At 69.7% G+C, this 12,983-nt stretch carries 12 protein-coding genes; all 12 read left to right on the forward strand.

All coding sequences use genetic code 11. From position 1 onward, the window contains the following. The first annotated feature begins 1 nt into the window (after position 1). The 12 genes from ccoO to ilvG all read left to right on the forward strand — a co-directional run bounded on the left by ccoO (position 2) and on the right by ilvG (position 12,976). Positions 2–667, forward strand: coding sequence for a cytochrome-c oxidase, cbb3-type subunit II (ccoO, locus tag M0G41_RS03625; RefSeq protein ID WP_248205114.1), 666 nt, complete (start codon positions 2–4; stop codon positions 665–667). Then, positions 664–822: a cbb3-type cytochrome oxidase subunit 3 gene (locus M0G41_RS03630; RefSeq protein ID WP_248205116.1), complete on the forward strand. Its 159-nt coding sequence runs from the start codon at positions 664–666 to the stop codon at positions 820–822. Before ccoO ends, M0G41_RS03630 begins: the two co-directional genes overlap by 4 nt. An 8-nt stretch (positions 823–830) precedes the next feature. Continuing rightward, positions 831–1,748, forward strand: coding sequence for a cytochrome-c oxidase, cbb3-type subunit III (gene ccoP / locus M0G41_RS03635; RefSeq protein WP_248205118.1), 918 nt, complete (start codon positions 831–833; stop codon positions 1,746–1,748). A 41-nt stretch (positions 1,749–1,789) separates the two neighbouring features. After that, positions 1,790–2,035: a hypothetical protein gene (locus M0G41_RS03640; RefSeq protein WP_248205596.1), complete on the forward strand. Its 246-nt coding sequence runs from the start codon at positions 1,790–1,792 to the stop codon at positions 2,033–2,035. A 39-nt stretch (positions 2,036–2,074) separates the two neighbouring features. Then, positions 2,075–3,637, forward strand: coding sequence for a 4Fe-4S dicluster domain-containing protein (locus M0G41_RS03645; protein WP_248205120.1), 1,563 nt, complete (start codon positions 2,075–2,077; stop codon positions 3,635–3,637). Next, positions 3,634–4,143, forward strand: coding sequence for a FixH family protein (locus tag M0G41_RS03650; protein ID WP_248205122.1), 510 nt, complete (start codon positions 3,634–3,636; stop codon positions 4,141–4,143). The genes M0G41_RS03645 and M0G41_RS03650 overlap by 4 nt, the downstream gene beginning before the upstream one ends. Continuing rightward, a complete protein-coding gene (locus tag M0G41_RS03655; protein ID WP_248205125.1) occupies positions 4,136–6,619 on the forward strand; it encodes a heavy metal translocating P-type ATPase in 2,484 nt (827 codons plus the stop codon). Before M0G41_RS03650 ends, M0G41_RS03655 begins: the two co-directional genes overlap by 8 nt. A gap of 9 nt (positions 6,620–6,628) precedes the next feature. After that, on the forward strand, positions 6,629–6,826 hold the full coding sequence (ccoS, locus tag M0G41_RS03660) for a cbb3-type cytochrome oxidase assembly protein CcoS (protein ID WP_248205126.1): 198 nt from the start codon (positions 6,629–6,631) through the stop codon (positions 6,824–6,826). Beyond that, a complete protein-coding gene (locus tag M0G41_RS03665) occupies positions 6,823–7,542 on the forward strand; it encodes a sulfite exporter TauE/SafE family protein (protein ID WP_248205128.1) in 720 nt (239 codons plus the stop codon). Before ccoS ends, M0G41_RS03665 begins: the two co-directional genes overlap by 4 nt. 875 nt (positions 7,543–8,417) lie before the next feature. Further along, positions 8,418–10,079 (forward strand): dihydroxy-acid dehydratase, encoded by a 1,662-nt coding sequence (gene ilvD / locus M0G41_RS03670; RefSeq protein WP_248205130.1) that lies wholly within the window; start codon positions 8,418–8,420, stop codon positions 10,077–10,079. A 34-nt stretch (positions 10,080–10,113) separates the two neighbouring features. After that, positions 10,114–11,139: a ketol-acid reductoisomerase gene (gene ilvC, locus M0G41_RS03675; RefSeq protein ID WP_248205132.1), complete on the forward strand. Its 1,026-nt coding sequence runs from the start codon at positions 10,114–10,116 to the stop codon at positions 11,137–11,139. A 124-nt stretch (positions 11,140–11,263) separates the two neighbouring features. Then, positions 11,264–12,976, forward strand: coding sequence for an acetolactate synthase 2 catalytic subunit (gene ilvG / locus M0G41_RS03680; RefSeq protein WP_248205134.1), 1,713 nt, complete (start codon positions 11,264–11,266; stop codon positions 12,974–12,976). The last annotated feature ends 7 nt before the right edge of the window (positions 12,977–12,983 follow it).

The following is a 12,983-nucleotide window of genomic DNA, read 5'->3' on the forward strand; positions in this document are numbered from 1 at the left end:
TATGAGCCATGAGAAGATCGAAAAGAACGTCGGCCTGATGGGCATCCTGATCGCGGTGGCGATCAGCTTCGGCGGCCTCGCCGAGATCGTGCCCCTGATGTACCAGGCCGAGGCCGTCGAGCCGACGCCGGGCATCGAGCCCTATCCGCCGCTGCAGCTGGCAGGGCGGGATGTCTACGTCCGCGAGGGCTGCTACAACTGCCACTCGCAGATGGTCCGCACGCTGCGTTTCGAAACCGCGCGCTATGGACACTACTCGCTGGCCGGGGAGTCGGTGTACGACCGCCCCTTCCAGTGGGGCAGCAAGCGCACCGGGCCCGACCTCGCCCGCGTCGGCGGCCGCTACTCGGACGAGTGGCACCGCGTCCACCTGATCAACCCGCGCGACGTGGTGCCGGAATCGAACATGCCGGGCTATCCCTGGCTGGAAAAGACCCGCGTCGACGCCAGCGCCATCGTCCGGCACATGCGCGCGCTGAAGACGCTTGGTGATCCCTACACCGAGGAACAGATCGCCGGGGCACCGGTCGCGGTCGATGGCAAGACCGAAATGGATGCGCTGATCGCCTATATGCAGGCCCTTGGCCGCCATGCGCCACGTCCGGGTGCGAGCCCGGAGGGCGATGACCCTGCCTCCGCCAGCGCTTCGGCAGGGGGTGCACCATGATCCAGGGCCTGATCACCGCCGTGCTGCTGATCGCCTTCATCGGCGGGACCCTCTGGCTGTGGAGCAGCAAGCGCAAGGCCTCTCTGGACGCCGCCGCGCGCCTGCCGCTGCACGACGAATCGACGTCGTCCTCCCGCTCCCAAGACAAGCACTGAGGGCTGCCATGGGCACTTTCTGGTCGATCTTCATCATCCTGCTGGTGGTCCTGAATATCGCCGGCTGCATCTGGCTGCTCTGGTGGACCTCCAAGCGCCGCCCGGGCGAGCCGGAGACTACCGGCCACGTCTGGGACGGCGACATCCGCGAGTACAACAAGCCGTTGCCGCGCTGGTGGATCAACCTGTTCTACATCACCATCGTATTCACCGTCGGCTACCTCATCTGGTACCCGGGTGCGGGCAGCTTTGCCGGCACCTCGGGCTGGACCTCGGCCAAGGAGCACGCAGCCGACCGCGCGGTCGCCGAAGCCAAGATCATGGCGGCGCTGGCACCCTTCGAGGGGCAGCCCATCGACGTCCTGGCACGCAACCCGCAGGCCGTCGAACATGGTCGCTCGGTGTTTGCCGCGAACTGCGCCACCTGCCACGGCTCGGACGCCCGCGGCGCACGCGGCTTCCCCAACCTTGCCGATGGCAGCTGGCAGTGGGGCCGCGATCCGCAGGCTGTGCTGACCTCGATCCTGGACGGTCGCCAGGCCGCGATGCCGCCGTTCGCCGCGGTGCTGGGCAGCGATCGCGCGGTGCTGGAAACCGGCGTCTACGTGCAGAGCCTGTCGGGGCAGCCGGTGGATCCGGCGCTCGCCGCCGCCGGCAAGCCGCGCTTCGCCAACGTCTGCGCGGCCTGCCACGGCGCTGAGGGCAAGGGCAATCCGGCCCTCGGGGCCCCCGACCTGACCGACGATGTCTGGCTCTATGGCGGCGACTTCGATGCCATCCGCACGGCCATCGTCAAGGGCCGCGCCGGCGCCATGCCTGCCCACGAGCCGCTGATCGGCGAGACCCGGGCGCGACTGGCCGGCGCCTGGGTATGGTCACTCTCGCACGGAGACGCGAGCACCGCGGGCAGCGGTACGGCGCCGTGAACACCGGTGAAAGCGAGCTGTTCGACCACCCGCCGCGCCCGATGGCGCAGCGGGTCGGCGCCATCCTCTGGCCCAGCTTCTTCGCTGCGGGCGTCTCGACCACGGTGTTCTTCGCCTTCATCGACCCCCTTGCCCTGCGCGACATCAGCTTCGTCGACTGGGAGATCAGCCGCGAGCTCGGCTACACGATCGGCTTCTTCATGTTCTGGCTGGCCACCGCGGCCAGCTCGCTGTTCACCTGGATCCTGCTGCGCCCGGCGAGCCGCTTCAACCGGCCGCTGGACTGAGGCCGGCGTGTTGCAGCCAACGCCCTGCGCCACACCGAGATGAGCAAGCAGATTCCCAGCACGCTCGACCCTGACGACGGCGCGATGTACGTGTCCGAGCGCAAGGTCTATCCGCGCGACGTGCAGGGCCGCTTCACGCGACTGCGCACTGCCGCCTTGTTCTGGCTGCTGGGCATGTACTACCTGTTTCCGTGGCTCACCTGGGATGGACGCCAGGCGGTGCTGTTCGACCTGCCGGCGCGCAAGTTCTATGTCTTCGGCCTCGCCTTCTGGCCGCAGGACTTCATCTTCCTCGCCCTGCTGCTGATCATGGCCGGGCTGTCCCTGTTCTTCTTCACCGCGGTGGCCGGACGCCTGTGGTGCGGCTATGCCTGTCCACAGACGGTATGGACCGAGGTGTTCCTGTGGATGGAGCGCTGGACCGAGGGCGACCGTCACAAGCGCATCAAGCTCGACGCCGGGCCGTGGAGTGCCGAGAAGGTCCGTCGCAAGGGCAGCAAGCACCTCATCTGGCTGCTTTTCGCGCTATGGACCGGTTTCACCTTCGTCGGCTTCTTCACCCCGATCCAGGACCTCGGCGCGCGCCTGCTGACGCTTGAGTGGAGTGCCTGGGAGACGTTCTGGGTGCTGTTCTACTCGCTGGCCACCTGGGGCAATGCCGGCGTGCTGCGCGAGCAGGTCTGCAAGTACATGTGTCCCTATGCGCGCTTCCAGGGCGCGATGTTCGACCGCAACACCCTGATCATCAGCTATGACCCGCTGCGCGGCGAACCCCGCGGGCCGCGCAAGCGCGGCGCGCTGGCCTCGGTGCTGGAGCGGGCCCGCGGCCTGCTCTCGCCCGAGCGGGCCCACGAGGAACTGGTCCGCGCCGCCGGGCGGCGCAGCGCGGCCGACCGGCAGGCCGCCGCGCGGCTGACCACGGGCGCGCTGGACATCGGCAAGCCGCTGCCCGAACGCGGGCCGCTGAAGCGCGAGCAGCTCGGCGACTGCATCGACTGCACGCTGTGCGTGCAGGTCTGCCCCACCGGCATCGACATCCGCAATGGCCTGCAGTACGAATGCATCGCCTGCGGCGCCTGCATCGACGCCTGCGACTCGGTGATGGAGCGGATGGACTATCCGCGCGGACTGATCCGCTACACGACGCAGAACGCGGTGGACGGCAAGCCATCGAAGGTGCTGCGTCCGCGTGTCCTCGCCTACGGGACCCTGCTGGCGTTGATCTGCCTCGGCTGGCTGTACGGCGTCTTCAACCGCGAGCCCCTGCTGGTCGACGTGCTTCGTGACCGCAACGCGCTGTATCGCGTCGCCCCGGATGGCCGGATCGAGAACGCCTACACCCTGAAGCTGGTCAACAAGCAGGGCGCGCCGGTCCGCCTGCGCGTCGAGGTGGCGGGCGGCGCGGCCGAGGTCGTCGGGGGGCCGCTCGACGTGCGGGTGGAGGCCGAGGAGGTCGCCAGCCTGCCGCTGACGTTGACCGCGCCCGCCGGCGGACCCGGCGGAAGGCGTGACATCGAACTGCGCGTCACCGGGCTCGACGACGCCCGGCTGAGCGTCACCCACGTGGCCCGATTCTTCGCTCCCGAGGAGGGCAGCCGATGAACACTTCTGATCGTTCCCACGAAACCCCGCGTCGTTTCGAACCGATGCTGCTGCTGGTCTGGGGGCTGCCCGCGGTGGTCGTCGTGGCCGGGTTGGTCACCCTCGGCATCGCGATCCGCGCCGGCCAGCTCGATGCCAGCAGCGATGCCGTGCGGCGCATGGCGCAGGTGCAACAGACCGACATGAGGGCCGATGCACAGGCGCTGCGCCGCGGCCTGAGTGCCTCGCTGCGCGTCGAGGATGGCGCGCTGCAGCTGCAGCTGCTGGGCGCAGGGGAGGCCGACGACGCCCTCTCCCTGCATTTCGAGCATCCGTCCAACTCGAAGCTGGACCGTCACATCGCCCTGCAGCGTGACGGATCGGTGTGGACGGCCCGGATCGACCTGCCCGTCGCCGACCACTGGCGCCTCGTCCTGCGCGCATCGGATGCCAGCTGGCGGCTCGATGGCGAGCTGCGCGGCCACTCGGGCATTGCGGTGCTGTCCCCCCGATTCGGCCATGGCTGAGCCGCGAATGGCCGGCTGCCACCACTGCGGTGAGCCGCTGCCGGCGCGTCCCGAGCGGCTCACGCTGGACGGCGAGCCGCGTGATTTCTGCTGCGCCGGCTGCGCGGCGGCCGCGCGCTTCATCCGCGACGCCGGGCTCGCCGACTACTACCGTCTGCGCAGCCAGCCGGCCGGCCGATCGCGCGCGGAGTCGCTGGCCCTGTGGGACCGCGAGGACATCCTCGCCGAACACTGCCGAACGGTGGACGGCTCGCCCGGGCTGCGCGAGATCACCGTGGTCAGCGACGACATGCGCTGTGCCGCCTGCGCCTGGCTGATCGATCGCGCCCTGCAGCGCGAGCCCGGCGTCGAGCAGGTGGGCGTCAATGCCGTGACCGGACGCATCCGTCTGCGCTGGCATCCTGAGGAGATAGCGCTGAGCCGCCTGCTGGAACGCCTGGCGGAGCTCGGCTACCGCGTGCATCTCGCGCCTGACCCGGCCCGCGAGGACGCCCGCCGCCGCGAGCAGCGCAGCCTGATGATCCGCCTTGGCGTGGCCGCGCTCGGCGCCATGCAGGCGATGATGCTGGCCGAAGCGCTGTACCTCGACTTCGACCGCGCGATGGATCCGGCCACCCGCGACTTCTTCCGTTGGATCACCCTGCTGGTCTCTACGCCGGTGGTCTTCTACAGCGGCTGGCCGTTCATCGCCGGCATGCTGCGCGAGCTGCGCGCCCGGCACGCCGGCATGGACAGCCTGATCGCCAGCTCGGTGCTGCTGGCCTGGGCGGCCAGCGCCATCGAGACCGTGCGTGGCGGACCGGACGTCTGGTTCGATGCCGCGGTGATGTTCGTTTTCTTCCTGCTCGCCGCGCGCGCGCTTGAGCGCTTCGCCCGGCAGCGCTCGCAGGCGGTGGTCGAGCGCCTGGCCCGCGCCCAGCCGGGCAGCGCCACCCGGCTTGATGCCGACGGCGGCGTCGAATGCGTGCCGCTGGCCGGGCTCAATCCCAACGACGTCCTGCAGGTCAGCGCCGGCGAGGCCCTGCCCGCTGACGGCGTGCTGCTGGAGCCGGGCGACTTCGACGAGGCCCTGGTCAGCGGCGAATCGCGCCCGGTCGCTCGCGCGGCCGGCGAGGAGGTGCTCGCGGGCAGCCAGTGCCTTGGCAGGCCGGTCCGCCTTCGGGTCACCCGCGTGGGCAGTGACACGCGGCTGTCGCGACTGGTGCAGACGATCGAGCGCGCGCAGGAGCACCGGCCGCCGCTGGCCCGCTGGGCCGAGCGCCTCGCCCACCATTTCGTGCTGGTGCTGTTCGTCGCCGCGGCGCTGACCGCCTTGGTGTGGTGGTGGCTCGACCCTTCGCGAGCCTTTGCCGTCACCTTGGCCGTGCTCGTCGTCAGCTGTCCCTGCGCCCTGTCTCTGGCGGTGCCTGCCGGGATCGCCGCTGCGCAGTCCGGACTGTCACGCAGCGGCGTGCTGAGTCTCACCCCCGATGCGCTTGAGCGCCTGGCCAGTGTCGACTGCGTGGTCCTCGACAAGACCGGCACGCTGACCGCGGGCGCGCCCACCCTGCTTCGCTGCGAGGCCTTCGGGGAGCTGACCCGCGATCAGGTGCGCAGACTGGCGGCGGCACTTGAGCGCGCCAGCGGGCATCCCTTGGCGCGCGCGTTCGAACACGTGGGCCTCGTCCCCGAGGCCAGCGACGTGGCCGTCCACGCCGGCCTGGGCGTCAGCGGCCGGGTGCAGGGGCAGTCCCTGCGGCTCGGCCGGGCCGACTTTGCCTGCAGTGGAGAGGACGATGGCGCGCTCTGGCTCGGCGATGACGAGGGTCGAGCGCTGGGCCGCTTCGAGGTCCGCGACGCGCTGCGCGAGGACGCGCTGGAGGCCATCGGGCAACTGCGCCGGCTCGGCGTGGCGCTGCACATCGCCAGCGGCGACGGGGAGCAGGCGGTACGCGAGGTGGCCGAAGCCGTGGGCGTCGAGGCCTGGACCGCGCGGCAGTTCCCCGAGGACAAGCTGGCCCGGGTCCGCGCCCTGCAGGCCAAGGGTTACCGGGTGGCGATGATCGGCGATGGCATCAACGATGCCCCGGTGCTCGCCGGTGCCGATATCTCCTTCGCGCTGTCCGACGGTTCGTCCATCGCCCACCGCGCCGCCGATCTCGTGGTGCTGCAAGGCGCCCTGACCCGCATCCCGCAGACGCTCGCCCTCGCCCGCCGCGCGCGCCGCGTGCTGCGGCAGAACCTCGCCTGGGCGCTCGCCTACAACGTGGTCGCCCTGCCGTTTGCAATGGCCGGGTGGGTGGCGCCCTGGCTGGCCGCCCTCGGCATGACGGCCTCCTCGCTCGGGGTCACCCTGAATGCGCTGCGCCTGCAGCGCGTCACATCACACCGTTCCACCCATTCCGGAACACGGCCGGTTGCGGACGCGCCGCGTGCGCCCGTGGACGCCGATACAGCCGTGGCGCTGGACAGGACCCCGCTCGCGGGCCGGGTATAAGCTCAGCCCATGCGCATCCTTGTCGTCCTGATTCCGATCAGCCTGGTGCTGCTGGGCATCGCCGTCTGGGCCTTCATCTGGGCGGTGCGTCGCGGCCAGTTCGACGATCTCGACACGCCGGCCGTCGACGTGCTGGCCGATGAGTCGAAGCCGCTGCCGCGACGGGGCGCGGCCCCTGCCTCAAGCAACGGCGACCACACCGGGTGATCGACTGGCTGGTCCTGTCCGGCGCCGCCCTCGCCGGCGTGTTCGGCGGACTGCACTGCGTGGCCATGTGCGGCGGAATCGCTACCGGACTCAGTGCGACGTTCCCGAAAGGGCAGCCCTTCGCCGCGGCGCTCCGGCTCAATCTCGGTCGCGTGCTCGGCTATGCGCTGGCCGGCGCGCTGGTTGGTGGATTGGGCGCAGGCCTGCTCAGCCTCGCCCGGTTCGAGTCGCTGCAGCTGGCGCTGCGCATGGGCGTCGGCGTCGTCCTGATGCTGGCTGGCCTGCGCGTGCTGTGGCCGCGGCTGCGCTTCGCGGCCGGCGCGGGCCAGCGGCTGTGGGGCAAGCTGGGACCGCTGAAGCGGCATCTGATTCCCGCCGATACGCCGATCCGCCAGCTGGCCCTGGGCGCGCTCTGGGGCTGGATGCCGTGCGGCCTCAGCGCCACCATGCTGGGTGCGGCATGGCTGACCGTCGATCCGCTGCAGGGCGGCCTGCTGATGCTCGCCTTCGGCCTTGGCACCTGGGCCACCATGCTGCCCCTGACCTGGAGCGGATCGCGGCTGATCGGCTGGCTGCGACAGCCACCCGCAAAAACTCTGGCCGGCGCTGCGCTGATCGCGGCGGGCCTCCTGACCATCTTCGCGCCCTGGCTGGCTTCCGTTCCCGCGATGCACGACCTTCTCACCGCGCTGGGCTGCCGCACGCTGCCGGGCTGAGCCCGGCCAATGCGGAGTCTGGGCGCGAAGTTCGCATTCGCCCCGGCCCCGCTGTAGGAGCCAGCTTGCTGGCGATAGGCACCCCGGACGGAACGATCGCCAGCAAGCTGGCTCCTACACGCAACGTCGCTGCCAGGTCCGGTTTGCGCTGCAAAGCAGGCCTTGCCGCAGTCAAATTGTGGGAGTGCCCTCCGGCGCGACCGCAGCGCTACGGATTCACCACAGACCGCGGCCAGAGCGGAACTCCGCGGTCGCGCCCAAGGGCACTCCCACAGAATATCGGCCCATTTGATGAACCGTGGCGAATGCGAACTTCTCGCCCTTCCTTCGCATTTGCGCCGTGCTGGACTGAGGGTGGTGGATGCACTCCAACGCCGCATCCGCCTTCGCGCCGCCGTTCGCGAAGCGCCGATGGGTTGAACCCGACCTTGCCTCAAGGCCTCACCGACCAAGGCGGATCCCGTCGTTCAGTGGCCCGAGCTGCGTCAGCGCAGGCAATCGTCAAGCGGATTCAGGCCTGCCACGCCAAGAATAACGCTCTGTCTATCAGTCACTTAATCGGTTTCACGGGAAATCATGGCAGGCCCGTGAAAAACCACTTGACAACGTTCTTTGTTGCGGCACAGCATAGACCCATGACCTCCGCCGCACTGAACAGAGCGTTCCACCTGCAAGCTATCGGGCAGAAGCTCGACGGCCTGCTCGCGCTCGTACTCGTACTCCTTATTAGCCGACAACGGTGCGGAGCGGCGAGTTTGGCCTGAGCGACAGCAGACCCAGACAAAACCGAAACCCCGCACCGGGCAACCAGTGCGGGGTTTCTGCTTGATGGGCCCCCGAAAACGTTGCAGACGACACCGAGGAACCCCGAATCCATGCAAAGCGATGCCATCAAGACCGGACCGGACCGCGCCCCCGCAAGGGCCATGCTGCGCGCGACCGGGCTGGATGACGCCGCCATCGCCAAGCCGCTGGTCGCGGTGATCCACAACTGGTCGGACGTCTCTCCTTGCAACATCAACCACCGCGAACTGGCCGCCGAAGTGCGCGCCGGCATCGAGGCGGCCGGTGGCACGCCGATCGAGTTCAATACCATCGCGGTCACCGACGGCATCGCGATGGGCACGCCGGGCATGCGCGCCTCGCTGGCCTCGCGTGAGGTGATCGCCGACTCCATCGAGCTGGCCGTGCGCGGCCACTGCCTGGACGGCCTGGTGGTGCTCTGCGGCTGCGACAAGACCATCCCCGCCGCGGCGATGGCGCTGGCGCGCCTCGACCTGCCCGGGCTGATGCTCTACGGCGGCTCGATCCTGCCCGGCTGCCACAAGGACCAGGCGACGACGATTCAGGACGTGTTCGAGGCGGTCGGCGCGCACGCGGCCGGCAAGATCGATGATGAGGAACTGGCCGCGATCGAGAAGACCGCCTGCCCGGGCGCCGGCGCCTGCGGCGGCCAGTTCACCGCCAACACCATGGCTTTGGCCAGCACCTTCCTGGGCCTCGCGCCGATGGGCCTGAACGATATTCCTGCGCCGGACCCGGCGAAGAAGCCCGCCGCGCGCTGGTGCGGCGAGCGCGCGGTGCAGATGGTGAAGGAAGGCATCAACGCGCGGCAGTTCATCACCGCCGAATCGGTGCGCAACGCGGCCGTCGCGGTCACCGCCACCGCCGGTTCCACCAATGCCATCCTCCATCTGCTGGCCATCGCCCGCGAGGCCGGCGTCGAGTTCGACATCGACCAGTTCGACAGCATCAGCCGCGACACGCCGGTGATCACCGACCTCAAGCCCGGTGGTCGCTTCATGGCCCCGGACATGTACCTGGCCGGTGGCTCGCGCCTGCTGGGCGAGCGCCTGCGCGCCGCGGGAAAGATCGTCGATCAGCCGACCGTCAGCGGAAACCCCCTGTTCAGCGAGATCGACCGCGCCGAGGAGACCCCGAAGCAGAAGGTCATCTATTCCTGCGAGGCGCCGGTCAAGGCGCGCGGCGGCTTTGGCATCTGCTACGGCAACATCGCCCCGGAAGGCTGCGTGGTGAAGCTGGCCGGGCACGATGCCCTGCGCTTCGAGGGTCGCGCCCGAGTGTTCAACGGTGAGGAGGCCTGCTTCGCCGCCGTGCAGCGCCGCGAGATCGTCGCTGGCGACGTCGTGGTGATCCGCGGCGAAGGCCCGGTCGGCGGCCCGGGCATGCGCGAGATGCTGGCAGTCACCGCGGCCCTGGTCGGACAGGGCCTGGGCGGTGATATCGCCCTGATCACCGATGGCCGCTTCTCCGGCGCCACCTACGGCTTCATGGTCGGGCACATCTGCCCGGAGGCCGCGCTGGGCGGACCGATCGGCCGTCTGCGCGACGGCGACCGCATCGTGATCGACGTCGAGGCGCGCACGCTGTCCACCGATGCCGACCTCGCATCGCGCCCGAACGAATGGTCGCCGCCCTCGCCGCCGCCGCGCTCCGGCGCGCTGGCCAAGTTCGCCGCCGCGGTCAGCTCGGCCTCGACCGGCGCCTCCACCGCTTTCCCCGCCCCGCGCTTCTGAACCAGCACTCACCTACTTAACACGGAGCTTTGCCATGCAGTACTACGGAATCAACGACGCCAATCCCGACGCCCTGCGTGGCCGCACCATCGTCATCTACGGCTACGGCAGCCAGGGCCGCGCGCACGCGCGGAACCTGCACGAGAGCGGGATGACCGTCGTCGTCGCCGCGCGCCCGGGCAAGAGCTTCGACCAGGCCAAGGCCGATGGCCTGGCGGTGGACACGCCCGAGCGGGCCATCCCGACCGCCGACCTGATCGCCCTGCTGACCCCGGACATGCAGCAGCCCGAGCTGTACGAGAAGCACATCGCACCGCTGGCGCGCGAAGGCGCCGCCCTGCTGTTCGCCCACGGCTTCAACGTCCACTACAAGCAGATCAGCCCGCGCAAGGACCTCGACGTGATCCTCGTCGCGCCCAAGGGCCCCGGCGCCCTGGTGCGCCGCCAGTATGAGGAAGGTCGCGGCGTGCCCTCGCTGATGGCGGTCTTCCAGGACGCCACCGGCAAGGCCAAGGAGCTGGCCCTGGCCTACGCCCACGGCATCGGCGGCACCCGCGGCGGGGTGATGGAAACCAACTTCGCCGAAGAAACCGAGACCGACCTGTTCGGCGAGCAGGCCGTGCTCTGCGGCGGCGCCACCGAGCTGGTCGCGGTCGGCTTCGAGACCCTGGTCGAAGCGGGCTACCAGCCCGAGGTCGCCTACTTCGAGGTGCTGCACGAGCTGAAGCTGATCGTCGACCTGCTCTGGGAAGGCGGCTTCGCACGCATGCACGAGTTCATCTCCGAGACCGCCCAGTACGGCGACCTGACCCGCGGCCCGCGCGTCGTCGATGCGCATACCCGCGAGCAGATGCGCGCCATCCTGCGCGAAATCCAGGACGGCACCTTCGCCCGCCAGTGGGTGGCCGAGCACAAGGCTGGCCGTGCCAATTACGACGCCCTCAAGCAGAAGGACCTGGAGCATCCCATCGAAGTGGTTGGCAAGAAGCTGCGCGCACGCATGCCCTGGCTGCAGGAAGCAGCACAAGGCAAGGCCAAGCCGAAGGCGGTTGCAAGCTGAGGCCCGTACCGCTGCCCGTTCGCCCTGAGGTATCGAAGGGTGAACGGGCGCAGCGAAGCCGTCCGTCCTTCGATACCTCAGGACGAACGGCTGCCACCGCCAAGAGAGTCGAACAGATCCAGCCATGAGCACACACGCCCAGCCAACGCCCGCCACCACGCCCCGTATCCGTGGAGCCGACGCCCTGCTCCGCGCGCTGGAAGCGGAAGGCGTACGCACGGTGTTCGGCTATCCGGGCGGGGCGATCATGCCGGTCTACGACGCGCTGGTGGACTCGCCGATCCGCCACATCCTGGTCCGCCATGAGCAAGGCGCAGCGCTGGCGGCCAACGGCTATGCCCGGGCCAGCGGCGAGGTCGGCGTGTGCATGGCGACCAGCGGTCCCGGCGCCACCAACCTGGTCACCGGCATCGCGGACGCCTATCTGGACTCTGTGCCGATGGTCGCCATCACCGGTCAGGTGCCCTCCCACCTGATGGGCACCGATGCCTTCCAGGAAGTCGATATCTTCGGCATCACCCTGCCGATCGTGAAGCACAGCTGGGTCATCCGCGACGCACGCGACATTGCCGCCACCGTGCGCGAGGCCTTTCGCATCGCCCGCGAAGGCCGTCCCGGCCCGGTGCTGATCGACCTGCCGAAGGACGTCGCCGTGGCCGAGGTCGACTGGACCGGCGCCGCGACCTCGCCGAGCGAGCCGGCGACACCGATCGACCGCGCCGCCGTGCAGCGCGCCCGCACCCTGATCCAGCAGTCGCAGCGCCCGCTGCTCTACACCGGCTACGGCGTCGGCGTCGCGGGCGCCGAGCCGGCCCTGCGCAGGCTGGCCGAGGACACCGGCATCCCGGTGGTCAGCACGCTGAAGGGGCTGGGCGGGGTCCCCACCGATCACCCGCAGTTCCTCGGCATGCTCGGAATGCACGGCAGCCGTGCGGCGAACCTCGGTGTTCAGGAGTGCGACCTGCTGATCTGCGTCGGCGCGCGCTTCGACGACCGGGCCACCGGCAAGCTGGCCGAGTTCGCCCCGCACGCCAAGGTCATCCATCTCGATACCGACGCCGCGGAGATCTCAAAGCTGCGCTATGCCCATGTGCACCTGCTCGGCACCCTGACCGAACTGCTGCCCCAGCTGGACTGCCGCCCGCAGATCGCCGACTGGCAGGCGCTGTGCGCCGAGCGCCGGGCGGAGTCGCAGCCGCGCTACGACGCGCCCGGGGAGGACATCTACGCTCCCGCCCTGCTGCGCCGGATGAGCGAGATCGCCCCGGCCAATACCGTGGTCGCCTGCGATGTCGGCCAGCACCAGATGTGGGTGGCGCAGCACTGCATCCATCGCTCGATCCACCAGCACCTGACCTCGGGCGGCCTCGGCACCATGGGGTTCGGCGTGCCCGCCGCGATGGGCGTGGCGATCGGCATGCCCGAGCGGCCGGTGGTCTGCGTGTCGGGCGACGGCTCGATCATGATGAACATCCAGGAGCTGGCGACCCTGCGCCGCTACCAGGTGCCGGTGAAGATCATCCTGCTCGACAACAGCGCGCTGGGCATGGTGCGCCAGTGGCAGGAGCTGTTCTTCGCCGAGCGCTATTCCGAGATCGACCTGTCCGACAACCCGGATTTCGCCGTGCTGGCCCGTGCCTTCGGCATCGAGGCGGCGAGCATCGAGCGCCGCGACCAGGTCGAGGACGCCCTCAAGCATCTGTTTGCCACGGACGGCCCTTTCCTCCTCCACGTTCGTATCGACCCCAAGGCCAACGTCTGGCCGCTGGTGCCGCCGAACACCCCAAACCACAAGATGATGGACGCTGCCCCGCCCGCGTCCACGCCCGCTGCCTGAGCCACGA

It is taken from the genome of Pseudomarimonas salicorniae (assembly GCF_023156535.1).
In the GTDB taxonomy this organism is placed as follows: domain Bacteria; phylum Pseudomonadota; class Gammaproteobacteria; order Xanthomonadales; family Xanthomonadaceae; genus Pseudomarimonas; species Pseudomarimonas salicorniae.